Origin of the sequence: Aliidiomarina shirensis, from assembly GCF_003987345.1 — a bacterium.
GTDB classification, from domain to species: Bacteria; Pseudomonadota; Gammaproteobacteria; order Enterobacterales; family Alteromonadaceae; genus Aliidiomarina; species Aliidiomarina shirensis.
Genome location: NZ_PIPP01000004.1, coordinates 1 through 25,399, shown reverse-complemented (window position 1 = coordinate 25,399; position 25,399 = coordinate 1). Strand labels below are relative to the sequence as shown.

Here is a 25,399-nt window from a genome sequence, read left to right as displayed (position 1 = left end):
ACGTTAATAAAAATAACAATGGGGTGCTTATGGTTCGGGGTATCGTTTTTTGTATATTGCTTGCATGCACTTGGCCTGCGCAGGCCGAGAAAATCGCGTTGGTTGGAGGACGGTTAATAGATGGTACCGTTGCGGAACCTATTCTACGCAGCGTGGTGTTGATTGATAACGGTATTATTCAACAGGTAGGTACTGTTGATACGCTGCCAATTCCAGAAGGATATCGAGAAATTAATATGGGAGGGCATGATTTGCTTCCCGGGCTTTGGGAAAATCATGCTCACTTAATGTTGGTTGGGCACGCCGATTACCCACATTGGAATGCTACTTATTCGGACCGTTTTGAAAGTGAAATAATGCCCGCGGCGGCGTTGCAACTGCTTCTCGCGGGTGTAACCAGCACGCGTGATTTAGGTGCGCCTTTGGCGGCATCTAAAAACGTAAAAGAAGCCATTCAAAGCGGCCGAATACCTGGCCCGCATTTATATACGTCCGGACCTTTTTTGCAGCATGAAGTAGCTGAGTGGCAACGCGATTATCGCTGGGAAGTAAGAACCGTTGCAGAGGCACAGCGCAGAGTGCAACAACTGCACGAAGCAGGCATGGAAATGGTTAAGTTAATTGACCACGATGATATGGAAATAGAGGTTGCGCAAGCGATTGTAGATGAAGCCCACCGATTGGGAATGAAAGTGGTTGGGCACGCCCATAAACCGGACGAAATTCGTGTTGGTTTGGATATCGGTATTGATAACTTCGAACATACGGGGCTTACAACAGCGCCGGGGTACCCGCAGGATATTCTCGATTCCTTAATCGAGCGTACCGCAACCGGTATCTTCGATGGCTTGTTGTTTTGGACGCCCACGGTAGAGGGGTTATGGAACTATACCAATACGGTGCAGAACCCTACGCGGTTGGACGATCCGTGTTGGGAACGGGGCTTATCAGCCGATATTATTGCGGATATTCGTTCTTCTGTTACGCAGCCCGCTCAACTCGGTTACATGCAGCTTACGCCATTACGGCGCTCAACGTTAAAGAACAAAATCGCGCAGTTGAAAGAATCGGGCGTGGTTATGTTGATTGGAACGGATAGTGGTATTCCGATGAAATTTCATTGCCAATCAACCTGGCAAGAAATGGCTTGGTGGGTAGATGTTATGGAATTTGATGCCATGGAAACTATCCGCGCGGCAACGTATTGGCCGGCAGTGATGATGGGCGTGCAAGATCGATTTGGCTCAATTCAAGCGGGAAAAGTAGCGGATATTATTGCGGTTCGCGGAGATGTTCTGCGCTATATCAATTTGTTACAAGGCGTTGATTTTGTAATGAAGGAAGGCGTTGTTTATAAACAGGAAGGGCAAGTACAAGAATCTGCGCTTTAAACTGAGCGAAAAGATTGGGGAGCAATTCCCCAATCTTTTTTATTCAGCGGAACAGGTTACGAAAACTGTTCTTCCTCGGTAGAGCCTTTTAGCGCGGTTACTGATGAAACCCCACCTTGGATAACGTTGGTTACATGATCGAAGTATCCTGTGCCAACTTCTTGTTGATGCGCCACAAACGTATAACCACGGTCGGCTGAAGCAAACTCTTCCTGTTGTAGCTTCACGTACGCTGACATATCGTTACGAGCATAATCGTAAGCCAAGTTGAACATGTGGTACCACATGTTGTGCACACCCGCTAAGGTAATAAACTGGAACTTGTAACCCATCGCGGCAAGCTCGCGCTGGAACTTGGCGATAGTGGCATCGTCGAGATTACGCTTCCAGTTAAATGAAGGTGAGCAGTTGTATGCAAGTAATTTGCCCGGATATTTAGCGTGAATAGCTTCTGCGAATTGGCGTGCTTCTTCGAGATCCGGTTTGGCGGTTTCACACCATACCAAATCAGCAAATGGTGCATAAGCTAAGCCCCGAGAAATGGCTTGATCAATACCCGCTTTCACTTTGTAGAAACCTTCGGCGGTGCGTTCGCCGGTTAAGAATGGGGTATCGTTAGGATCGACATCGTTGGTGAGCAAATCAGCGGCATTCGCATCGGTGCGAGCAACAATCAGTGTATCAGTACCGGAAACATCGGCAGCTAAGCGCGCGGCAATTAACTTCTGCACCGCTTCTTGCGTGGGTACTAACACCTTACCGCCCATGTGGCCGCACTTCTTCACAGAAGCGAGCTGATCTTCAAAGTGAACTCCGGCAGCACCGGCTTTAATCATACCCAACATGAGTTCATAAGCATTGAGTACACCACCAAAGCCAGCTTCTGCATCGGCAACGATAGGCGCGAAGTAATCAACATAGCCTTCATCATCTGGGCCAATACCTTTCGACCACTGAATTTGATCGGCGCGCGCAAACGAATTATTAATACGCTCGACTACTTTTGGCACGGAATCAACCGGGTATAGCGATTGATCAGGGTACATGCTAGCTGCTGAATTGTTATCTGCGGCTACCTGCCACCCGGATAAGTAAATCGCTTGTAGGCCGGCTTTTACTTGCTGTACCGCCTGGCCACCAGTAAGTGCGCCAAGGGCATTTACGTAGTTCTTGCCGAACTTCTCCTGTGCGGCGCCATTAACTAAGCGCCAAAGCTTTTCTGCGCCTTTCTCTGCGTGCGTGTGAGCGGTTTTGCGCGAGCCCCGTAATCGAATAACATCTTCTGCTGAATAAGTACGCTGAACGCCTTTCCAACGTTCCTCAGTTGCCCATTTTTGCTCAAGTGCTTCAATTTCTTTTTGCATGTGCTTTGGTGTTGTCATTGTTGTATTCCTTGTTAAATAAGGTAGTTAAGTTTTGATTTTTATAGATATTGGTATCCGGGCAGCGTAAGGAACTCGGTGAGTTCATCGGCTGTGGTAATTTCATCAAGTAAGGTTTTTGCCGTTTCGAAGTTTTCGTTCTGCCAGCGCGCGGCACCTACTTCATCGGCAACAACCTTGCCTTCTTCTTCCAACATGCTGCGAAACAGCGCTTTGGTAACGGTTCGGCCATCGTTGAGGGTTTTCTCATGTTGAATCCATTGCCAGATTGAGGTGCGGGATATCTCGGCGGTTGCGGCATCTTCCATAAGCCCGTAAATGGGTACACAGCCTTTACCGGATAACCATGCCGCGAGATACTGCAGCGCTACGCGAATATTCGTTCGCATACCCGCTTCAGTTCGTTCGCCAGCACTGGGCTCGAGCAGATCAGCCGCCGAAATTTCAGCGTCGTTATCGCGGGTAACATGGAGTTGATTCGGATAATCACCGAGATATTTAGCCGCAACATCGCGCACGGTTGGTGCTAATCCTGGGTGCGCTATCCATGTACCATCGTGGCCATTGCTGAACTCAAGCTCTTTATCGGCTCGTACTTTGGTAAGAATTTCAGCGTTCTCAGCTTCGTTTTTGCTCGGAATAAAAGCGGCCATGCCGCCCATTGCTAAGGCACCGCGTTGGTGGCAGGTTTTAATCAACAGGCGAGAATATGCGCTTAAGAATGGCTGGTTCATGCTCACCACTTGGCGGTCTGGTAAAACCCGATCTGGGTGTGCACGTAATGTTTTTATATAGCTGAAGATGTAATCCCAACGCCCACAATTCAGGCCAACAATGTGGTGGCGTAAGCAGTGCAATATTTCGTGCATTTGGAACACTGCCGGTAGTGTTTCAATAAGTACGGTGCAGCGAACCGTGCCTCGCGGTTGCTCTAATTTATCTTCCAAGTAGCTAAATACATCGTTCCACCACAGCGCTTCTTGATGATGCTGAAGCTTTGGAACATAAAGATATACACCGCTACCCTTGGCACCTCTAGATTCGTAGTTGTGGAGGAAATAAAGAATGAAATCGAGAAGGGCACCGGGAACCGGTTGGCCGTCAACTAGCAGGTGCTTTTCCGGAAGATGAAGGCCACGCACTCGCGCAATCAACATAGCTGGGTTTTCTTTTAATGTGTACTGCTTTCCACTGGTTGGATCGGTATGTTCGATGGTGCCACGGTTGGCATCACGTAGGTTAATTTGCCCCTGAATAAGGCCATCCCAGGTGGGTGATTGCGCATCTTCAAAATCAGCCATAAACACATCAACATCAGCATTGAGTGCGTTTATGATCATTTTTCGTTCCACCGGGCCGGTGATTTCTAAATGACGTTTCTGCAGATCTTTTGGAATCGATGCAACATGCCAATCACCGTTGCGAACTGATTTTGTTTCCTCGGCGAAATCTGGCAACGCACCTTGATCATAAGTTTCTTGTGCTACTAATCGGCTGGCTAACAGCTCTTGTAAGCGCGGTTTAAATTTACGCGTAAGCTCGACAATTAATGCTTTGCTTTCTTCGGTAAAAATTTCTTGAAACGCCGGAGTCAGGGTTTCAGTAAAAACGAGATCGTTTGTTATATTTGTTTGGTTGCTCATAATTAAGCCTGATTTGTTAGTTCATTGTTAAACACGAAATCAGTATGAGCTTAGAAATTACATTCATCCAATCTATGCAAAAAATTATAGCCATTCACGCAATGAATAAATAGGCCGCATAAATCTGCTGAATAGTGGAGCGAAGGGTATAAAAAAGCGAACCCTGAGGTTCGCCTTTTTAGTAAAACATGTTGGTATTACACAATACCGTACAAGTTAAACGTGCTGGAATTTAGCCATAAGTGCATAAAAATGCTGGCAACATATCCGAGGAATATGGCTGGCGCCCATTTTAGATGGGTCATAAAGGTGTAGTAGCCACGAGCTTGCCCCATAAGCGCTACACCAGCTGCCGAGCCAACGGAAAGTAAACTACCACCAGTACCTGCAGTTAAGGTGATAAGAAGCCATTGACCATGGGACATTTCAGGCTGCATGGTGAGTACGGCGAACATTACTGGAATGTTATCGATAACCGCAGATGCCATGCCTAATGCCACGTTTGCGTAGGTTGGATTCCACGAGTTATAGAGAAAATCAGACATTAAGCCTAAATACCCTAAGAATCCGAGGCCACCAACACACATCACAACGCCATAGAAGAACAGTAAGGTATCCCACTCAGCTCTGGAAACACGGCTAAATACATCGAAAGGCACCACACTTCCTAAGCGCTTCAAGCGTTCTTGGTCGCCAACTCGTTCTGCCATCGCTTTTTTCCGAGCTAAAGAGCCCGGAAGCGTCATACGGAGGAAATAGCCGAAGAACTGCAAGTAACCAAGGCCCATCATCATACCCAGCACTGGCGGTAGATTAAGCAAGGTATGGCAGGCAACGGCTGTGGCGATCGTCAGTAAAAATAGGAAGGTAATCCGGAAAGCGCCGCGTTTTAATTCAACGCTTTCGCTCATGGCCGCTGGTTTCCGGTTCTCAATGAAGAAGCTCATAATTGCCGCTGGAATCAGGAAGTTCACCAGTGCTGGTACCATGAGTACCAAGAATTCTTGGGCGGCTACCATGCCAGCTTGCCATACCATTAGCGTGGTAATATCGCCAAACGGGCTGAATGCACCACCGGCGTTGGCTGCAACTACGATGTTAACGCAGCAGATACCAATGAATTTTTTATCACCTTCGGCAACTTTCATAACAACCGCGCACATGAGCAACGCCGTAGTAAGGTTATCCGCGATAGGTGAAATTGCAAATGAGAGCACGCCCGTAATCCAGAATAAAGAACGGTAGCTAAACCCCTTGCGAATAAGCCATGAACGCAAACCATCGAATAAACGCCGTTCTTCAAGCGCGTTTATATAGGTCATGGCAACGAGCAAGAAGAGCATTAACTCAGAGAATTCTAAAAGCGTTTGCCGAAATGCATGCTCAGCCGCATCCTGCATACCTTGTTGGGTATAAACCCAGCCAATAAGAATCCAAATGATGCCTGCCGCAACAAGTACGGGTTTTGATTTTCGCATGTGCAGCTTTTCTTCGCCCATAACTAAAATGTAAGCTAGGACAAATATACCGAGAGCAAAAAAGCCGATGGTGGTGTTGGTCATATCGAGTTCAGGAACCGCTGCGTAAGCAGGAGCGCTTAACAATGTTCCAAAAAGTAGAGCTAAAATTCCTATTGCAATTTTCATTTCTAAAACCTGCATGTAATAGGCATGCACATGCGTGCTGGCCGCGCTTAAACTTCGAAGGGAGGGAGCTTTTTGGAGAGTATGATGGCTAGAATTGGATATTCTTGCGCCAACCCGTAGAAAAAGCGCGGCAAGGTTAACACAAATTTTAGAAAATGCGAGGAGAAAAACGGGGGTTTTTGTATACCCGCAGTAGATATTAGCCAAAGTAGGTATTTTTGAATTATGGAGTGAGTACCTAGGGTACAAAATTGGTACAAGGCAGAAAGCAAAAAGCCCCGCTATTGCTAGCGAGGCCTTTAAAATAATGGTGCCCGGAGGCGGAATCGAACCACCGACACGAGGATTTTCAATCCTCTGCTCTACCGACTGAGCTATCCGGGCAAATCTTGCTATACGCTGCTGCGTAATGTGGGTGCAATTAAACGTTTTCTGGCAGGTGAAGTCAACCGCTTTTTGGCGTTTGCCGTTCAACTGCTCAGGAAATACCCATTTCTACGGTTTTTCCTGAGCAAACTCCCTGTTTATGCTACTTGCGCTCATCACGAAGGTAAGTTGTACCCGCTAAGCAACTCTCGTAGAAATCACTCCAACGCACACCTTCGCGAGGTGCTAGTGCGCCCTTACGAATTTGCTTATCAATCGATTTCTTAACCATTTTCGCCATGTAATCAGTGTTGTACTGCATGGTTTCAAGCACTTTCTCAGCAGAGTGCCCGGGAACAATCTCTTCGATATAGAAAGCGCCTGGCTCGTCGTCGTGGCTGAAAATGTGCACTTCGGTGAGGCGCCCGAATAAATTATGCATATCGCCCATAACATCTTGGTATGCGCCAGTGAGGAACATACCAATTGGATATGATTCACCTTTGCGTAACCGGTGCATCGGAATGTTATCACTAATGCTGTTGCCTTCGATGTACTTACCAATCTTGCCATCGCTATCGCAGGTTATATCGGCAATAGAAATACGTACTTCCGGTTTTTCATGCAAACGCGTAAGCGGAACAATAGGCAATAACTGCCCGATCGCCCACGTATCGGCTGCCGATTGGAAAATCGACATATTCGCTAAATACTGGCTAGCTAAGGTATCTTCAAGCTCTTCTAGCTCTTGAATTTGCCGAGTTTCGCTATCCAAACCGTGATGAATGTCGGTTAATACGCGCCAGTAGATCGTATCTATCTTCGCCATTTCTCGAATCGATAGAATGCCTAGCTTGAATGCTTCATAAGCGCTTTGCTTGTAGGCGGCCGCATCGTTGTAACGTTCCTGCGGATGAATATCATGGCCGTTTACGAGCTCACGCATGTTGCTCACAAGAACGTGTTCGCCTTCTTCCGCGCTAAAATCAAACTCGGTAGCGCCAGGGTTAACTTCGCCAACCACGTTGGTAACAACCAGACTGTGATGTGCAGTAATAGCGCGGCCACTTTCGCTCACGATATTGGGGTGTTTCACTTCTTCCAAATCACAGATTTGTTTCACGCCATACACGATATCCGCGACGTATTCTTCGGTGGAGTAATTGCGCGATGAATCGGTAGTAGTACTGCTACCATCGTAATCAATGCCTAAACCGCCGCCGATATCTAGATATTCAAGCGGAACACCCATTTGTACAAGTTTTGCGTACAAACGCGCGCCTTCAGTAACGGCCTCTTTCACTTTGCGTATATCGGAGATTTGGCTGCCAATATGGAAGTGCAAAAGTTTCGCACAGTGCAGCATATCGTGGCTTTTCAGATATTCCATCGCGTTTACAATTTCGGCGATGCTTAAGCCGAACTTTGCGCGATCGCCGCTAGAGCTCGACCATTTACCGGTGCTTCGTACCATCATTTTCGAGCGCAGGCCGATCATGGGGTCGATTTTATATTTCTTCGATAACCGCACGAGCATTTCAAGTTCAGAAAACTTCTCAACTACCACAATCATGTTGCGGCCAATGTGGCGGCCTAGAAGTGCAAGTGTAAGATAATCTTCGTCTTTATAGCCATTTAGGATCGTGAGCGCTTCTGGGTTTTCATTGTACGCCAGCACAGCCATAAGTTCGGGCTTAGAACCGGCTTCAAGACCATAGTTATAAGCTTCACCGGCATCAAGAATTTCTTCTACTACTTCGCGCATTTGGTTTACTTTGATCGGGTAAACACCAACGTATTTGCCGCTGTAGTTGGCCGTTTCAATGGTATCGCGAAATGTTTCATTGATAATTTCAACTTGTGAACGCAATATGTCGTGAAAGCGAATTACGGCTGGGAATTCAATACCTTCCGCTTTCATTTCAGCTAACACTTCGTTCATATCAATATAAACATCGGGCTTACGATGATTCGGCGAAATTTGAATATTGCCATGCTCGCCGATACTGAAATAGCCTGCGCCCCAGCGTTTTACTCCGTAAAGCGCTTCCGCATCTTCGATATTCCATTGCTGTGTCATGCGCGGCTCTCCTCAAGTACTAATAACAATTCGCGAACAATTTTTGCTGCGAATACATCTGAATTTCCGGTGGGGTCGATTTGCGGAGAAAGTTCTACCACATCACAGCCAACAAAATTACGTTCTTTTAATAACTTAATTAAACTTACAAACGAATGGAAATCTTCGCCTCCGGGCTCTGGTGTGCCGGTTCCTGGTAGGAATGAGGGATCGAAATAATCCAAATCTAAGGTTAAATAAATTGGCCGATCGGCAGGAATGGCAGCTACGCTTTCGAGGAAATCTTTCCGCGAAGTACGAACTGTTTTGTGTTCCCGCATGTAAGCGTATTCTTCGCGGGTGCCAGAACGGATACCGTATTGAATCAGTTCATGCTCCGGGCCGAAATGATCAAGTGCGCGGCGGATAATTGAAGCGTGTGAGTAATGGTAACCGGTAAAGCCATCACGTAAATCAGCGTGGGCATCTAAGTGCAACAATACTAAATTCGGATACTGTTCCAAATATTTCACAATCGGCGCATAAGAAATTGAATGCTCGCCGCCAAGTGTTAACACTTTCACTTGGTTCGTAGCCAAATCAATGTCATTAAAAATCTTTTTAAAATCATCGCTAGCATGATGCCACTGAGTTTCAACATCAGTGCTATCACCAAGCTGCAAATTCCCTAAATCGAAGAATTCGTAATCTTCTAAATCGCAATCTAAATATGGCGAATATGATTCAATATCTTCAGATACAGCGCGCAGGCCATCAGGCCCATAACGTGTGCCTTTACGAAAACAGGCAGTGCCATCAAAACCAAAGCCAATAACATAGGTATGTTTTGCCGTGATTTCGGTTGCCAAATCAGCACCAAAATAGGCGCGCACTGGCTCATCAAGGGTTACTGAAATAGGGAATATATTTGCCAATTGTTTAACCACCTTTAGAAACTTTATTATGCCGTGTGAAAAGGGCCGCTATTATGCGGTTTTCGTTGCGCTTTTTGAAGCTAAATTTACACCCTGTAGGCCCAGCTGCAATTGCACTAAGCGTTGATCAAGCGGCTTATCGCGCGCAAAGGTTAAATGTAGCGGAACTTCTACTACGTGCTCTTGTTCTAGGCCGATCATTATTGTCCGTTTACCTTCAAGAATAGCAGATACTGCGGCTGCACCGAGCTGCATTGCCAGTATCCGATCTTGCGCGTTCGGCCTACCGCCTCGTTGAATGTGGCCGAGCGGGCAAGGGTGGCACGTTACGCCTGTTGCTTTGGATAAATTATTGCCGAGTTCATGAACCCCGCCAGGCCATAAGTTCTCAGCAACCACCACAATATAGCTGCTATCCGGAAATGCTTCGCGGGCACGCAGAATATTATCAGCCATATCGGCTAGTTTGGGTTGCGGTTCGAGTTCGGGTAATAACATTGCCTCGGCAGCACCAGCAATGGCTGCGTGTAAGCCGATAAAACCAGCATGGCGGCCCATCACCTCAATTAAAAATACGCGGGCCATGGCTTCTGCAGTTTCTCGAACTTTATCGATTGCATCCATGGCGGTATCAACCGCTGTTGAAAAGCCTATTGTGGTATCCGTTCCGGCGATATCGTTATCAATAGTGCCCGGAATACCGATTACTTGGCCTTGCCAATGCGCTTGTAAATGCGCTGCGCCGCGAAACGAGCCATCACCACCGATCACGATAAGTGCGCTGATGCCGTGGCTATCTAAAACTCTGGCGGCCTGCTGGGCTGAGGAAACTTCGCGAAACTCTGGATATCGAGAGCTTTTCAAAAACGTTCCACCACGCTGACTTACCAAGCGCATATCATCGGGATGTAGTGGCTGCGCGAGATCTTGAGCGATACCCCGGAACCCGTGGCGAAAGCCAACAACTTCCACATCATCTTGCCATGCGGTGTTTACAATGGCTCGAATACACGCATTCATTCCCGGTGCATCACCCCCGCTGGTGATAACAGCGATCTTATCCATCTTCTCTTCCTTTCCTCAGGTATTCGTAAATCTGATTAATCTTACAGCTTAACGGACGAAAGGGCGCTGACCAAGTATGATTTAGCGGTTACACTATATTTTTTATCTAAAAGGTTGGCTTATGACCCAAGTTCGAGTAGCAAAAACTGAGTTATTGCAGTTTGCAACGTCCTGCTTTGAAAAAGCTGGCGCGCGCGCGGATATCGCAAAAACTATGGCGCAATCATTACTTTGGGGGGATTTATTAGGTTTTAATACCCACGGTATGCGCCGTTTACCTTATAACGTAAAGCAGCTTCAAACCGGCGCGGCCTCTGGAAGTGGTGAGGTTACGGTTCTGAATAGCCGAGCCGCTGTGGAAACGTGGGATGCAAATGCTTTACCGGGTTTATATGTTGCACCATTAGCGGTTGAGAAGGCATGTGAGATGGCGATTCATGCAGGCACCGGAACCGTTGTGGTGCGCCGTTGTGAGCATGTTGCGAGTTTAGCCGCGTATTTACAAATCGCTACCGACAAAGGGCTTTTGGTCAATCTGATGGCGGCTACCCCGGCGCAATCGAGTGTAGCGCCGGCAGGCGGTGTTAGCCGTGTATTTTCGCCGAACCCTTATGCAATCGGTGTGCCCACATCGGCTGATCCGATGTTGTTAGATATGAGTTTCTCGGTTACTGCGGCGGGTAAAGTGCGGCAAGCATATGATCGCGGGGAATTATTGCCTTGGCCTGCAATTGTTAGCGCATCGGGTGAAATAACGAATAATCCGAAAGTTTACATTGAAGATGGCGGTGCGTTGCTGCCTTTAGGCGGTGGTGATTTAGGTTATAAAGGCTATGGTTTGTGTTTGCAAAGTGAGCTTTGGACATTAGGGCTAAGTGGCTATGGGCGGGCTGATGCTATAAATGATGGCGAGCAAAATACGTTATTTGTGCAGGTTATCGATCCTGAAGCGTTTGCTGGAAAAGCGGCGTTTGAGCGTGTAGTGGACGATTTATTGCAACGCTGTAAAAATGCAGAGCCGATCGATAAAAATCAGCCGGTTCGAATTCCCGGTAGCGGTGCGCTTGCAAAGTTAAAAGAGCAAGCCGAGCGAGGTGTGCTCCTTGATGAACTTACTTGGCCGCGCTTACAACACTGTGCCGAAAAGTTGGGTGTTGAGCTACCCGCTACTTTAGGGTTGTAATCGCTCGAGTAGCCAACCTGTTGCGGTATGTTGATAACGAAAACGGTCGTGTAAGCGGCCACTTCTTCCTTGCCAAAACTCGATAGTTTCAGGCACGACACGAAAGCCACCCCAAAATGGCGGCAAAGGTAGCACTTCTTCACCGGTAAAACGGGTTTCAACTTCGGCTAAACGCTGCTCTAAACTTTTCCGATCAGCAATCACTTCACTTTGAGCAGAGGCCCAAGCGCCAAGTTGGCTGGCGCGTGGACGCGATTGAAAGTACTGGGTGTTTTCCGTGATGGATAAACGTTCCGCTTTTCCGGTGATAGTGATCTGACGTTCTTGGGTTAACCAAGCAAAGTGCAGGCTGCAATTAGGGTTGGCGCTGAGTTGTTTGCCTTTCTGGCTTTCATAATTGGTGTAGAACACAAAACCATTTTCGGCAATTCCTTTCAGCAGCACAACGCGCTGCGTTGGTCGGTTCTCTGCACAAGTGCTAAGAACCATTGCTGTTGGATCGGTGCCACAATTGCTATTTAAAGTATCATCAAACCACTGCTGGAATTGGCTGATCGGGTTTGCTTGTAGATCGCTACGTTCAAGTGAACGCTGTGTGTAATCTCGACGAATTTGATCGATACTCATAATGTTTTATTGCTCACTGCATTAATGTTATTGATTCAGCGTAATTGATTCAGTGTAATTGATTCAGCGTGATTGGTTTAACAAAAGTGCGTGCTCGAAACCAATGGCTGTATTGTTCATAAACAAGGTTAATAGATGCTTATCAGTATCACTTAGCTCGCCAATACCCCTGATATACAATAAATAGTATTGTGATTGCGAGGTTTTATAGAGCCCGTAATAGGTGTCATTATGGATCTCGTAGGAAACCGTTTCTTTGCGCTCGCGCAACTCATTCACTATTCTTTGGGCATCGTTATTTTTCAGAAGCTCGCCTACACGCTGCTTGTATTCACCGGTTGCGGCAATGATCTGCAAAGGCTGATCGGTATCAGCGCTGGCGGTGTAGCCCTCGGGGTTTAGTTTGCAATACGCGGCCGTTTGCGTGCGCGTTAATAAAGCTACGAGCTGTTCTAAGATACCCTGGCTCAATTGGTTTAAGGATTGCGCAGAAAATATTTCAGCGGATGCCTTAATAATGCGTTCCAAGCCAGATTTGTAGTGTTCGATAGCCTGTAAATCCCGAAACGCGCGTAAACTTGAATACATCAGTGTCATCAACTTACGGTAGGTAAGCTCGGTTTTCTCTTTGTAATCGTCTATATCAAATTTTGCAATAACTTCCTCTTCCGGAGCTTGCCCAGGCTGACCTGTACGCAAAACAATACGAATGAGTTTGTTTTTTAGTTCTTCTCGGGTCCAACGCGCTACCTCAAGCCCGGCATGATCCGATTCCATCACCACATCGAGTAACATGAGGGCAAAATCATCACGCGTAGCAAGAATTTCTTTTGCTTCTTTCGCAGAGTAGGCCGAATGAAATTCTAAAGGGCGTTTATCAAGGTTGAAATCAGATAAGGCCATTTTTGTAATAACATGAATTTCTTCGTCGTCATCGACCACGAGAATATGAAACGGCGGACAGGACTCTTTTGGTTCTGCGTCGGCCGCTTCATCGGCAAATAAAAATTGGTCTGCCATAGGTATCCTCATTACAACTTTAGATGGCAATATTCTTTTGCCGCTCTAGATAGGGCGTTTATAAACTTCCTTGCCCGCTACAAACGTATACTCGATACGCACTCGCCATAAATCTTCTGGCTTAATGCGCAGAGGGTTTTGGTCAAGAACAATAAAATCTGCCCACTTACCTGTTTCCAAACTGCCAGTTACGTTATCTAAATGGCCTGCGTAAGCCGCATCTAACGTGAAGCTTCGTAATGCCTCTTGCAAGGTCATGCGTTGCTCTGGATACCAACCTTCTACCGGTTGATTATCACGATCTTGGCGTGTAACTGCTGCGTGAATGCCATAAAACGGGTTCGCTAGCTCTACTGGAAAATCTGAACCAGCGGCAATGAGAGAACCTTGGTCTAAGAATTCGCGCCATGCATACGCACCTGCAATGCGCTCAGAGCCCACGCGGTCTTCCGCCATATTCATATCGCTTGTGGCATGCGTTGGTTGCATCGATGGAATGATATTCAGAGCTAAAAACCGCGGTATATCGTCCATACTCACGATTTGGGCGTGCTCAATACGATGGCGATAATCGTGCTCTGAATCTGCTAACCGCTGAAATTCATCCAAAGCTAAACGGTTCGTGTAATCGCCAATGGCATGGTAATTAATTTGAAAGCCGTGATTATGAGTTACCGTAAATAATTCTCGAACACGATCTTCCGGGTTAATGAGTAGTCCGGTGTTTTCTGCATCATCGCTATATGGTTCGATTAAACGAGCACCTCGGCTGCCCAGCGCGCCATCACCGTAAACTTTTACGCTGTTAATTTGTAGCATATCGTTGTCGCTACGAAAGGTGCCGGCTTCTAGAAGCTCCAATAACCGAGGCTCACTCGACGCTATCATTGCGTTTACACGTAGCGGAAGTTCTTCAGCTTCAGCGAGGTCTTTAAATATTTGTAAGCGGCGAGCGTCTACGCCAGCGTCGTGAACTTGGGTAATCCCAAGCGATAATAAGTGCTGGAATGCTTTACTGTTAATGTCGGCTAGCTCTTCATCCGTTGCTACTGGAAGTGCTTCTTGCACCATGGCCATAGCGGTATCAATCAATACGCCGGTTGCTTTCCCAGAACTATCACGAATAATCTGCCCACCAGGAGGATCAATAGTATCGTCCGTTATCCCAGCCATTTCCAAAGCTTTCGAATTAGCCCAGCCAGCATGTGCATCAACACGCACTAACCAAACCGGGCGATCATTAATTACTTCATCTAAATCTTGCCGAGTAGGGAAACGTCGATCTGGCCACAGCTCCTGATTCCAACCGCGGCCAACAATCCACTCTTGGCTTTGGTGCTTATCTGCGTAGTTTGCAACTGCGGCAACAGCCTGCGTTCGGCTCGTGGTTCCGCGCACATCTACCAGAGTTAAGTTCTCGCCTAAACTGGAAATATGCCCGTGCGCATCGATTAATCCTGGTATTACCGTGCGGCCGAGCAAATCTATTTGTTGCGCGCCTGCGTATTGTTCGATGAGGCTATTGGTTCCAGTTTCCACAATTTTACCATCGGCAACGACCATAACCGAAAAGCTTAATAGACGTGCGTTATTTCCCGGTTCACCCGTGAAGGTATAACCATTAAAATTGTGGAAAATCGTATGGTCTGCGAATTGCTCTTGTTGCTCTGCTGCCACGTTCGCAGCGCTTAAGAGCAGTAGTGTTGATGCAGAAATAGCAAGGCAACGCTTAATACTGAGCAGTTGGTGCGGGACGTTTCGAATACGTTTGCTAGAGCGAAAAACTGTTTGAACCCAGTTCGTAAGAAGTTTAATTGCCTTCATTGCGGACCTTTTGTTAGCCAAAAAATTGTAATAGTTAATATACTCGTTTTTTACCATCAGTACAGGTTCTGATTTAACAAGCACTCAATTCATTGAATCTAGCTAGTACGAACGCGATATTGCAGGAATACTATGAGATTCATCTCATAAAGGCATCGAATAATCTCTATTTACACACCTAGAGCTAACACTTATCTAATATATTTGTTAAAGTTTGTGTAAATAGAGGGGAACTCGCCATCAACATGTTTCTTACCGAACACCTGCTGTTACTGTAGAGAGCACAAGCGATTATGAAGATTTTAATTATTGATCCGCAGTTTCTAACGCGAACCGGGCTGATTCATTTGCTGACTTCGCAACCAGGATCAGTTGCAATTTACGAAGCAACAAGCCTTGAAGTAGCGAAAAGCTACATTAATTCAGGGGAAACTTACGATCTTATTTTCGCTGAATTAGATTTACCTGACGCTGATCATCGGTTTGTTACGAATACACTGCATAGCTTAGCGCCTAACTCCCATATTGTGTTGTTTACGTGGCGTCGAGCTACAGCGGATATTCAAACCGGAATCGCTCAGGGTGCGCAAAGCTATTTGCGTAAAGATGCGAGCGCCGAGAGTGTGAAACTTGCCATTCATGGGTTATTGCAAGATAAGCCCTATCTACCGCTTGATGATCTCCCTTATCGTAAACAAACCGAGGCAGATCGAAAATTGTCGCCGCGGCAACGGGAAATTATGCAGCTTCTCGCTCAGGGTTTATCAAATAAAGAGATTGCGAATATCCTTGGTATTACTGAAGGTACCATTCGTGTGCATTTATCGGCGATTTTTAAAGCGATTAAGGTTTCTAATCGCACCGAAGCAACACTTTGGTATTTGTTGCGCCAAAACTAAATACGAATTATGGACATAGGTAAACTACAAGCTAGCTTGGAGCATCAGCATAGAGCGCCAGTTGAGCAATGGAACCCACCTTTTTGTGGCGATATCGATATTCGCATAGCGGCCGATGGGCAGTGGTTTTACATGAACTCGCCAATTGGTCGGCACGCATTAGTGCGTTTGTTTGCGAGCGTGCTAAAACGAGAGGGCAGCGAATATTTTCTGGTGACACCAGCCGAGAAAGTTCGCATCCAAGTTGACGATTTGCCCTTTGTTATCACCACTTGGCAGCAAGTTACAAAAGACGATAAACCGTTTTTACAAGTATCCACTAACGTTGATGAGCGTTATCTCATCAACGAATCTCACCCCCTAGTTATTGATAATGATTTACCTGCAGTGATAGTGCGTGATCAATTCAGGGCTCGGGTGCAGCGAAATGTATATTATCAATGGGCAGAAATTGCTGAATCAGAACGGGATGATGAACATCCGGGTTTTTATTTAGCCAGTGGTGATAGCCGTTTTCTACTCGCACCTTGCTGAAGTTTGCGAGGGGCTTGAGGTTACTATATTATTCGCAGCATTAGAGCGCACTTAGCGCATCTCCCTTTGCTTGGAATTGGATGTCGGCATGCACTTACCGTTAAATATTACCTTGGCGCAATTAAACCTTACCGTGGGTGCGATTCAAGCGAACAAAGAAAAAATATTGGCAGTTATCGCTGAACATGAAGGTTCTGATCTAATTATTTTCCCAGAGTTAGCGATAACGGGATATCCGCCTGAAGATCTTCTCTACCGCCCCGATTTATACCAAGTAGTATCCTCAGCTCTCGATGAGATTTCTGCTGCCACTGAGAATGTGGCCGTAGCGGTTGGGCATCCGCAAACCGATGGCGAAACGTTCTGGAATGCATTAACGGTTTTTTCTAATAAGCGACAAGTAGCCACTTATCATAAGCGGAAGCTTCCGAATTATGGTGTCTTTGATGAAAACCGATATTTTACCCCAGGCGATGAAGCGGTAGTAGTTGAATTGCAAGGCGTGCGTATCGGGTTATTGATTTGTGAAGATTTGTGGAGCCCTGAGGCTGCACGACAAACTCGGGAAGCTGGCGCGCAAATTCTGGTGTCGGTAAACGCCTCCCCGTTTGAAGAATATAAGTATTCGCAGCGCCTGCAAGTTCTCTCGGCCCGCTGTAAGGAGACACAACTGCCTTTGGTGTACGTGAACGCCGTGGGTGGGCAAGATGAGTTGATTTTTGATGGCAACTCGGTGGTGCTCGATGCTAGCGGTGATGTTGCTGTGCATTTACCACATTGTGAAGAAGCGGTAGTAACGGCTCACTTCGATGGTGTACAACCGGTTAAACAAAAGCTACCTACCGTGCCAGACAATTCCGCGAGCATATATCAGGCTCTGGTGCTGGCGCTCCGCGATTACGTACAAAAAAATGGTTTCCCGAGTGTATTACTTGGTCTTTCCGGTGGTATCGATTCGGCATTAACGCTTGCCCTTGCGGTGGATGCATTGGGTGGTGACAAAGTTCGCGCAGTTATGATGCCATACCGGTACACCGCTGACATCAGTGTGGCTGATGCCGAAGCACAAGCGAAAACCTTAGGTTGTGCGTTCGACATTGTTCCTATTGAACCTATGGTAAATAGTTTCATGGAAACGTTAACGCCATTGTTTGGGAATACCGAACGGGATACTACAGAAGAGAATTTGCAAGCACGCTGCCGTGGGGTAATTTTGATGGGGTTATCGAATAAGCACGGCAGTTTGTTGTTAACCACGGGTAATAAAAGCGAGCTAGCGGTTGGCTACTGCACGCTTTATGGCGATATGTGTGGTGGCTTCGCACCGATTAAAGATTTGCCGAAGTGTTTGGTGTATCAGCTTTCAATTTACCGAAATACACTGAACCCAAAAGACAGCCCCGCAATTCCTGAACGTGTTATTACCCGAGCACCTTCGGCAGAATTAGCGCCGGATCAAAAAGACCAAGATTCTTTGCCGCCTTATGAGGTGTTGGACGAGATTATTGATGGGTATGCAGAGCGTGATCTTTCGATTGCAGATTTGGTTGCTTTGGGATATTCAGAAACGTTAGTAAAAGATATTATTCGTAAAATCGAGCGAAACGAATATAAGCGGCGCCAAGGAGCCGTAGGGCCGAAAGTAACTCGGCGTAATTTCAATAAAGATCGCCGCTATCCAATAACGAATCATTATGTGCATACATTGATGAATTCATTTGCTAAGAACGAAGGTTAACTTCTATGAAAAAGATTGAAGCAATCATTAAACCTTTCAAACTCGATGACGTGCGCGCTGCATTATCGGAGGTAGGTATTGCCGGGATGACGGTTTCTGAAGTTAAGGGGTTTGGCCGCCAACGTGGCCATACCGAACTGTATCGTGGCGCTGAGTATATGGTTGATTTTCTACCGAAGGTGAAACTTGAAATTGTAGTTGCCGATGATGATCTGGATCGTTGTGTAGAGGCTATTATTGAAACGGCACAAACCGGCAAAATCGGTGATGGGAAGATCTTTGTTTCGTCGGTGGAGCGGGTGATAAGAATTCGTACTGGGGAAGAAAATGAGGACGCTATTTAAGTTTAAATAGCGCCCATTATTTTAGAAGTTAGCGTTCAACACCTGCTGTGCATCATTCGCTTCTTGCGTTAAATCTAGCGCTTCATAGCTGGCTACCATGATTTCTAGTGCACGCTTGGCCTCGATTACGTTGGGGAAATTCTCCACAATGTAAACGCTGCGCCGCGCTGCTGCCATGTAGGCTTCCCGGCGTAAATAGTATTCCGCTGCCGCAAGTTCATGTTTAGCTAAGCGAGATTGAATCCATACCATGCGCTGGCGTGCATCAGCGGCATACTTGCTGTCGGGATGACGTTGCACTAACTCAGCAAAATCATCAAACGCGCGCTCGGCATAAACTGGGTTTCTATCACTACGATCGACACCAAATACATCTTGGAAAAATGCGCCTTCGGCTTGAAGGTGCACAAGCCCACGCATGTAACGAACGTAATCGTTATCCGCATGATTTGGATTTAATGATAAAAAGCGGTCAATAACCGTAAGCGCCTGATCTTGTCGGCCTACCTTATATTGCGCATAAATCAAATCGAGTTGAATTTGCTGTGCGTATGGGCCAAAAGGGTAACGCGCATTTATTTGGCTTAATAACGTTGCCGCATCGGCGAAGCGCCCATTTTGCAAATAATCTTGTGATAATTCGTATAAATTTTCTAGCTCAGAACGTTGTATATTGTCGTCTGAGCGAGATGAACATCCGCTTAAAAATAACACTGCGCAGATGGCGATCGAAAGAACTACTCTCATGATTAACCTGATCTCTTTTATTTTTCCGTTGAATTCCCTGGGATGTTTATCATCATCTGAAGTACACTAGGTACTAATTCCAGATTGTAACGTACTAAAGCAACGATGCACAGCACGAGGATGCATAACGCAGGTTCTATGACAGACTATGTGAAACAAACAGCAATTATTGCTGATCACCTTCTAGGTGCGAGATTGGACCAAGCATTAGCAGAATTGTTCCCAGATTTTTCGCGTTCGCGTTTAAAAACTTGGATTCAAGAAGGTAATGTTCGGATAGATGGCGAAGTAGTAACAAAGCCACGCGAAAAAGTTATTTCAGGTCAAGAGGTTGTGCTTGAAGCAACGCTTGAGCCGGAGGTTTTCTCGGCACCAGAAGCTATTGATTTAAACGTTATCTATGAAGATGATGATATTTTAATTATCAATAAACCTGCTGGTTTGGTGGTGCACCCTGGCGCCGGTACACCTGATGGAACCTTGCTGAACGCGTTGTTGCATCATTGTACTAGCCTTGAGCAATTGCCACGCGCTGGTATCGTGCATCGGTTGGATAAAGAAACCACAGGTTTAATGGTGGTGGCGAAAACATTGCCAAGTTACACGGCCTTAGTGGCTGCTTTGCAAGCGAGGGAAATTACCCGTGAGTATGAAGCGGTTTGTACCGGTGTTATGACCGCGGGTGGTTCTGTGGACGCGGCGATTGGCCGGCACCCAACAAAGCGCACGTTAATGGCAGTTACGCGATCAGGCAAGCCGGCGGTAACGCATTATCGGGTAGCGGAACGGTTTCGCGCGCACACTCGGTTACGCTTAAGATTAGAAAGTGGCCGGACGCACCAAATACGCGTGCACATGGCTCACTTAGGTTATCCACTTGTTGGTGATCCGCAGTATGGCGGGCGGCCAAGACCTCCTCGGCAAGCAAGCGAAACTTTTATTACGCTATTGCGAGGATTCACTAGGCAGTCTTTGCATGCTATTCGATTAGCGTTGGAGCACCCAAGAACGGGGGAGCTAATGGAATGGGAAGTGCCATTGCCTGATGATATGCAGGACTTGTTAGCGGCATTGCGAACTGATTTGAAGGAACATAAAGAAGTATGATTCGTGGTTTACTGCCGAACTGGCCCATAGCTGACAAAGTTCATGGCTTTAGTAGCCAACGCAGTGGTGGAGTGAGCGTAGCCCCTTACGGAAGTTTGAACTTAGGGGCGCATGTGCATGATTTGCCGGCGGCAGTAAAAACGAATCGGAAGCGATTAACGCGATACTTAAAACTTCCAAAGCAACCTTGCTGGCTGAATCAAGTGCATGGCAACGGTGTAATTCGCATCTCAGAAAATGGCTGTAAAGATATACCTGAGGGGGATGCGGCATATACCGATTGTGCGAACACACCTTTGGTAATAATGACGGCGGATTGTTTGCCCGTATTACTGGCTAGTGAAGATGGGCAAGAGTTAGCCGCAGTTCATTGTGGTTGGCGCAGCTTGGCGAGTAATATTTTAGAGCATGCGCTCGCAGAATTTAAATCTCCTAAAAATAAGATACATGCATGGCTTGGTCCTGCCATTGGGCCTAATGCATTTGAAGTCGGTGAAGATGTACGTACTGCAATGCTGTCGTTACATAGTGATTTAGCGCATGCATTTCGGCCTTATGGTGCGAAATACCTTGCAGATATATATGCGATAGCTACCCAGCAGCTGCAGCTTCATGGAGTGCAATCCGTGTCAGGCGGCGGTGAATGTACTTATAACCAGCCTTTGGATTACTTTTCTTTTCGCCGCGATGGTAAAACGGGGCGCATGGCTACATTGATCTGGCGCACGTAAATAATTCTTTACAATCCTTCCTAAACATCCTTGAAATAGCAGAAAACATACCCACATTACTTGTATTGGCATTACTTTATGCTTTCAGTGAGGTAAATCATGGGTATGGAACGTTTTACAAGTAAATTTCAATCCGCTATCGCGGAGGCCCAATCAATGGCGCTTGGGCGTGATCATCAGTTTATTGAGCCTGTGCATATTATGCTTGCCCTCATGAACCAAGATGGCGGTTCTGTGCGGCCGTTGCTCCAGCAACTTGGTGTTAACATTGCCACCTTTAGAGCTGAGCTAACTAAAATTCTCGATAGTGTAGCCGAAGTTCAGGGCACTGGTGGCGACGTTCAAATTTCTCGGGATAGCGCTAACTTATTAAATTTATGCGATAAATTCTCGCAGAAACGGAAAGATAGTTTTATTTCGAGTGAGTTATTTGTTCTTGCGGCAACGGAAGATAAAGGCAAGCTTGGCGCCCTTCTTAAATCACAGGGTGTGCAGACTAAGCAGGTAGAAAAGGTAATCGAAGATTTGCGGAAAGGGCAAAGTGTTGATGATGCAAACGCTGAAGAGCAACGCCAAGCGTTGCAGAAATACACAATTGATTTAACTGAGCGTGCTGAGCAGGGCAAGCTTGATCCGGTTATTGGCCGGGATGAGGAAATTCGCCGAACTTTACAAGTGCTGCAGCGGCGTACGAAGAACAACCCAGTGCTGATAGGTGAACCAGGGGTGGGTAAAACCGCCATTGTTGAAGGGTTGGCCCAGCGTATAGTTAACGGCGAAGTGCCTGAAGGCTTAAAGCGCAAACGCGTACTTTCATTAGATCTAGGTGCACTGTTAGCTGGCGCAAAATACCGTGGGGAATTTGAAGAGCGCTTAAAAGCGGTTTTGAATGAGCTGCAGCAAGAAGAAGGGCAAGTTATTTTATTCATCGATGAGCTGCACACCATGGTGGGTGCCGGTAAAGCGGAAGGTGCAATGGATGCCGGCAATATGCTGAAACCAGCTTTAGCACGCGGGGAGCTTCATTGTGTTGGCGCTACCACGTTGGATGAGTATAGAAAATACATTGAGAAAGATGCAGCTCTCGAGCGCCGCTTCCAAAAGGTTCTAGTAGAAGAGCCTTCTGTTGAAGATACGATCGCGATCCTTCGAGGCTTGAAGGAAAAATATGAACTCCATCATTCTGTTGAGATTACCGATCCCGCTATTGTAGCGGCGGCAACGTTATCTCATCGTTACATCAGTGATCGTAAGCTGCCAGATAAAGCGATAGATCTCATTGATGAAGCCGCCTCTAGTATTCGCATGCAAATGGATTCAAAACCTGAGGAGTTGGATCGCCTTGAACGTAGAATCATTCAGCTAAAAATTGAACAGCAGGCGCTGGCGAAAGAGAAAGATGATGCGAGTAAAAAGCGCTTAGAAACGTTGAGTAATGAACTAAGTGAACTCGAAGGTTCATACGCAGAATTAGAAACCGTGTGGAATAGCGAGAAAATGGCGGTGCAAGGGCACCAACATATAAAGGAGCTGTTGGATCAGGCGCGAAATGATCTTGAAATAGCCAATCGGGCTCGAGATCTTAATCGCATGGCCGAGCTTCAATATGGAAAAATTCCAGATTTAGAACGCCAGTTAGAAGTAGCGTTAAGCGCGGAAATTCAAGAGATGACATTGCTGCGAAATCGCGTTACCGATGAAGAAATTGCTGAGGTGCTTGCGCGATGGACAGGTATTCCTGTAGCAAGAATGCTGGAAGGTGAGCGTGAAAAGCTTCTTCATATGGAAGATAATTTGCATCAACGGGTTGTTGGTCAACATGAAGCTGTGGTTGCAGTAGCAAATTCAATTCGCCGCTCGCGAGCGGGTTTAAGCGACCCGGATCGACCTACGGGTTCGTTCCTATTTCTTGGCCCTACTGGGGTGGGTAAAACGGAACTGTGCAAAGCACTAGCTCGATTTATGTTTGATTCCGATGATGCAATGGTACGAATTGATATGTCGGAGTTTATGGAAAAGCACAGTGTTGCTCGGCTTGTAGGTGCACCTCCGGGATATGTTGGGTATGAGGAAGGTGGTTATTTAACGGAAGCAGTGCGCCGTCGCCCATATTCGGTAGTATTGCTTGATGAAGTGGAGAAAGCACATCCTGATGTGTTTAATATCTTGTTGCAGGTGCTTGATGATGGGCGGCTTACCGACGGCCAAGGGCGTACGGTAGATTTTCGCAACACCGTAATCATCATGACCTCGAATTTAGGCTCCCATTTAATTCAAGAGCATGCCGGCGAAGTTGAATACGAAGAAATGAAAGCGATGTTAAATGATGTTCTTCGAACTGCGTTTAAACCTGAGTTTCTTAATCGAATTGATGAAACGGTTGTGTTTCATCCACTGGCGGATTCACATTTGAATAAAATTGCTAAGATTCAGTTGCAGCGTTTGTTCGATCGTCTAGAAAGCCGAGATTACAAACTTGATGTATCCGATGCGGCAATTACTCAGCTTGCAAAAGTTGGCTTCGATCCTATTTTCGGTGCCCGGCCTTTGAAGCGCGCTATTCAAAATGAATTGGAGAACCCGTTGGCACAACAAATTCTTGCAGGAACTTTGATACCAGGAAAGGTTATTAAAGTGGATGCTGGGGAAGAAGGATTGGTACTCAAGCAGTAACCAAGTGTTGTTCTATATGACATCGCTCGTAATGAAAAGCGCTATCTCTGGGTAGCGCTTTTTATATATAGTAGGCAAATATGATATGCTTTGAAGCTAACGGATAAGATTCTTTTTGTAATCACAGGAAAAACTATGCCAGACCAGAATAAACATCGCGGTATCTATTTGTTACCAAACCTGCTGACAACCGCTGGTTTGTTTTCAGGCTTTTATGCCATTGTTGCCTCGATGAATGGAAGCTTTGAGTTAGCGGCAATTGCCATTTTTGTTGCTATGGTATTTGATGGTCTCGATGGGCGGGTTGCTCGTTTAACGAATACTCAAAGTGAGTTTGGTGCCGAATACGATAGTATGGCCGATATCGTTTCCTTTGGTATCGCACCAGCGTTAGTAGCTTATAACTGGGCGCTACATGATGTGGGTAAGTTAGGTTGGCTGGCTGCATTTATTTTCGTGGCAGGTGGTGCATTGAGGCTGGCTCGGTTTAATACCGCTAGTGCAAGTGCAGATAAAAAGTATTTTCAAGGTTTAGCTATCCCAAGCGCAGCAGCTATCGTGGCTGGTTTAGTTTGGGTTGGTGCGAAATACGATTTTGATCCTGAAAGTGTGAGCCTAATAGTAGTGCTATTTACCATCGCTTGTGGCCTCTTGATGGTGAGCAACTTTAAGTACCATTCATTTAAAGATGTTGATTGGCGAGGCAAGGTTAACTTCCTCGTTATCCTTTTAGTGGTGCTTGTATTTGTTATTGTTGCAACTGAACCGGCTCTCGTGTTGTTTCTATTGTTTACTGCTTACGCGGTATCCGGCCCGGTAATGACAATCAAAAACGTAAACAAGTTGAAACTTGAGCACGTGCTCGGTGACCAGAAAGATGATATCGATACACCAACCAACCACAGCAAAGACGAGAATGTGAAGGCAACCGACTCGGCTAATGGTGAAAAGAATAAAGATTAGTTTGTAGCAAAGTTAGAATAACTAACTTAGAGAATCGCCTGTTTTACGTTGCTGAATAGATATATTAGCCAAAAAGATAAGTTACATCTCAAAATATGAACAAGAATCTATGGCCCGCTCTTGAAAAAGAGCGGGCCTTTTTGTTGATAAAATGTATCAAAACGGAGGCTTTGTTCGCGAAATGATCTGTACTTGGTGAAAGTTCGAGCGAACGAGTCTTTTTTAAAGAAAAAAGCATATTTGGGGGTTGCGCGATCAAATATGATCTATATAATTCGCCTCCGTTGTCACCGAGGTGGCAGCCAGTAAGAACCAAGCAAAATGATTTGATAAAAAATGAAATCAAGCTCTTGACTTCTTCACTGGGTCGCGTAAAATTCGCTTCCCTGCTACGCGCTCCACTGAGCCGAGCAAACGTTCTTTAACAATATATCAAGCCAAGTAATCTGTGTGGGCACTTGCGCAAGAAAAGCATCAACCAAACGCCATTTCGGTGGCAGGTATGAAAGTTTACTTTTATAC

General features: G+C 46.2%; 20 protein-coding genes and 1 tRNA gene. 10 read left to right on the top strand and 11 right to left on the bottom strand.

What is annotated here, in order from left to right:
* Positions 1 to 29: 29 nt before the first annotated feature.
* On the top strand, positions 30 to 1,391 hold the full coding sequence (locus tag CWE13_RS09310) for an amidohydrolase family protein (RefSeq protein ID WP_126808050.1): 1,362 nt from the start codon (positions 30 to 32) through the stop codon (positions 1,389 to 1,391).
* Between the two features lie 56 nt (positions 1,392 to 1,447).
* Here CWE13_RS09310 and aceA read toward each other — a convergent pair whose 3' ends face one another.
* From aceA to CWE13_RS09275, 7 genes are all read right to left on the bottom strand, one after another.
* Positions 1,448 to 2,773: an isocitrate lyase gene (aceA, locus tag CWE13_RS09305; protein WP_241973670.1), complete on the bottom strand. Its 1,326-nt coding sequence runs from the start codon at positions 2,771 to 2,773 to the stop codon at positions 1,448 to 1,450.
* A gap of 41 nt (positions 2,774 to 2,814) precedes the next feature.
* Positions 2,815 to 4,416 (bottom strand): malate synthase A, encoded by a 1,602-nt coding sequence (aceB, locus tag CWE13_RS09300; RefSeq protein ID WP_126808048.1) that lies wholly within the window; start codon positions 4,414 to 4,416, stop codon positions 2,815 to 2,817.
* Positions 4,417 to 4,613: 197 nt separating this feature from the next.
* Positions 4,614 to 6,062 (bottom strand): sodium:proton antiporter NhaD, encoded by a 1,449-nt coding sequence (nhaD, locus tag CWE13_RS09295; protein ID WP_157980955.1) that lies wholly within the window; start codon positions 6,060 to 6,062, stop codon positions 4,614 to 4,616.
* Positions 6,063 to 6,370: 308 nt separating this feature from the next.
* Positions 6,371 to 6,446: transfer RNA gene (locus tag CWE13_RS09290), tRNA-Phe, on the bottom strand.
* 145 nt (positions 6,447 to 6,591) lie between these two features.
* Positions 6,592 to 8,508, bottom strand: coding sequence for a biosynthetic arginine decarboxylase (gene speA / locus CWE13_RS09285; protein WP_126808044.1), 1,917 nt, complete (start codon positions 8,506 to 8,508; stop codon positions 6,592 to 6,594).
* Positions 8,505 to 9,422, bottom strand: coding sequence for an agmatinase (gene speB, locus CWE13_RS09280; protein WP_126808042.1), 918 nt, complete (start codon positions 9,420 to 9,422; stop codon positions 8,505 to 8,507). The genes speA and speB overlap by 4 nt, the downstream gene beginning before the upstream one ends.
* 51 nt (positions 9,423 to 9,473) lie before the next feature.
* Positions 9,474 to 10,487, bottom strand: coding sequence for an ATP-dependent 6-phosphofructokinase (locus tag CWE13_RS09275; RefSeq protein WP_126808040.1), 1,014 nt, complete (start codon positions 10,485 to 10,487; stop codon positions 9,474 to 9,476).
* 121 nt (positions 10,488 to 10,608) lie between these two features.
* On the opposite strand from CWE13_RS09275, the gene CWE13_RS09270 reads away from it, so the two are divergent.
* Positions 10,609 to 11,670, top strand: a complete 1,062-nt coding sequence (locus tag CWE13_RS09270; RefSeq protein ID WP_126808038.1) for an Ldh family oxidoreductase — start codon at positions 10,609 to 10,611, stop codon at positions 11,668 to 11,670.
* Here CWE13_RS09270 and pdxH read toward each other — a convergent pair.
* From pdxH to CWE13_RS09255, 3 genes are all read right to left on the bottom strand, one after another.
* Positions 11,659 to 12,297: a pyridoxamine 5'-phosphate oxidase gene (gene pdxH / locus CWE13_RS09265; protein ID WP_126808036.1), complete on the bottom strand. Its 639-nt coding sequence runs from the start codon at positions 12,295 to 12,297 to the stop codon at positions 11,659 to 11,661. The two genes, CWE13_RS09270 and pdxH, sit on opposite strands and share 12 nt — an antisense overlap.
* Before the next feature lie 63 nt (positions 12,298 to 12,360).
* Positions 12,361 to 13,317 (bottom strand): DUF3369 domain-containing protein, encoded by a 957-nt coding sequence (locus CWE13_RS09260; protein ID WP_126808034.1) that lies wholly within the window; start codon positions 13,315 to 13,317, stop codon positions 12,361 to 12,363.
* A 45-nt stretch (positions 13,318 to 13,362) separates the two neighbouring features.
* Positions 13,363 to 15,141 (bottom strand): amidohydrolase, encoded by a 1,779-nt coding sequence (locus tag CWE13_RS09255; RefSeq protein WP_126808032.1) that lies wholly within the window; start codon positions 15,139 to 15,141, stop codon positions 13,363 to 13,365.
* 293 nt (positions 15,142 to 15,434) lie between these two features.
* On the opposite strand from CWE13_RS09255, the gene CWE13_RS09250 reads away from it, so the two are divergent.
* From CWE13_RS09250 to glnB, 4 genes are all read left to right on the top strand, one after another.
* Positions 15,435 to 16,040 carry a LuxR C-terminal-related transcriptional regulator gene (locus CWE13_RS09250; protein WP_126808030.1) on the top strand — a complete coding sequence of 202 codons (606 nt, stop codon included), beginning with the start codon at positions 15,435 to 15,437 and terminating at the stop codon, positions 16,038 to 16,040.
* Positions 16,041 to 16,049: 9 nt separating this feature from the next.
* Positions 16,050 to 16,574 (top strand): DUF1285 domain-containing protein, encoded by a 525-nt coding sequence (locus CWE13_RS09245; protein ID WP_126808028.1) that lies wholly within the window; start codon positions 16,050 to 16,052, stop codon positions 16,572 to 16,574.
* A gap of 88 nt (positions 16,575 to 16,662) precedes the next feature.
* On the top strand, positions 16,663 to 18,312 hold the full coding sequence (locus tag CWE13_RS09240) for an NAD+ synthase (RefSeq protein ID WP_126808026.1): 1,650 nt from the start codon (positions 16,663 to 16,665) through the stop codon (positions 18,310 to 18,312).
* A 5-nt stretch (positions 18,313 to 18,317) separates the two neighbouring features.
* Complete coding sequence (gene glnB / locus CWE13_RS09235) at positions 18,318 to 18,656, top strand: nitrogen regulatory protein P-II (protein WP_126808024.1); 339 nt, start codon at positions 18,318 to 18,320, stop codon at positions 18,654 to 18,656.
* Positions 18,657 to 18,677: 21 nt separating this feature from the next.
* On the opposite strand, the gene CWE13_RS09230 is transcribed toward glnB, so the two are convergent.
* Positions 18,678 to 19,403, bottom strand: a complete 726-nt coding sequence (locus CWE13_RS09230) for an outer membrane protein assembly factor BamD (RefSeq protein WP_126808022.1) — start codon at positions 19,401 to 19,403, stop codon at positions 18,678 to 18,680.
* A gap of 138 nt (positions 19,404 to 19,541) precedes the next feature.
* On the opposite strand from CWE13_RS09230, the gene rluD reads away from it, so the two are divergent.
* The 4 genes from rluD (at position 19,542) to pssA (ending at position 24,877) form a co-directional block, all read left to right on the top strand.
* Positions 19,542 to 20,510, top strand: a complete 969-nt coding sequence (gene rluD, locus CWE13_RS09225; RefSeq protein WP_126808020.1) for a 23S rRNA pseudouridine(1911/1915/1917) synthase RluD — start codon at positions 19,542 to 19,544, stop codon at positions 20,508 to 20,510.
* Positions 20,507 to 21,241, top strand: coding sequence for a peptidoglycan editing factor PgeF (gene pgeF, locus CWE13_RS09220; protein ID WP_126808018.1), 735 nt, complete (start codon positions 20,507 to 20,509; stop codon positions 21,239 to 21,241). Before rluD ends, pgeF begins: the two co-directional genes overlap by 4 nt.
* A 99-nt stretch (positions 21,242 to 21,340) precedes the next feature.
* Positions 21,341 to 23,914, top strand: coding sequence for an ATP-dependent chaperone ClpB (gene clpB, locus CWE13_RS09215; protein WP_126808016.1), 2,574 nt, complete (start codon positions 21,341 to 21,343; stop codon positions 23,912 to 23,914).
* Between the two features lie 135 nt (positions 23,915 to 24,049).
* Positions 24,050 to 24,877, top strand: coding sequence for a CDP-diacylglycerol--serine O-phosphatidyltransferase (gene pssA, locus CWE13_RS09210; RefSeq protein WP_126808014.1), 828 nt, complete (start codon positions 24,050 to 24,052; stop codon positions 24,875 to 24,877).
* Positions 24,878 to 25,399 lie beyond the last annotated feature (522 nt).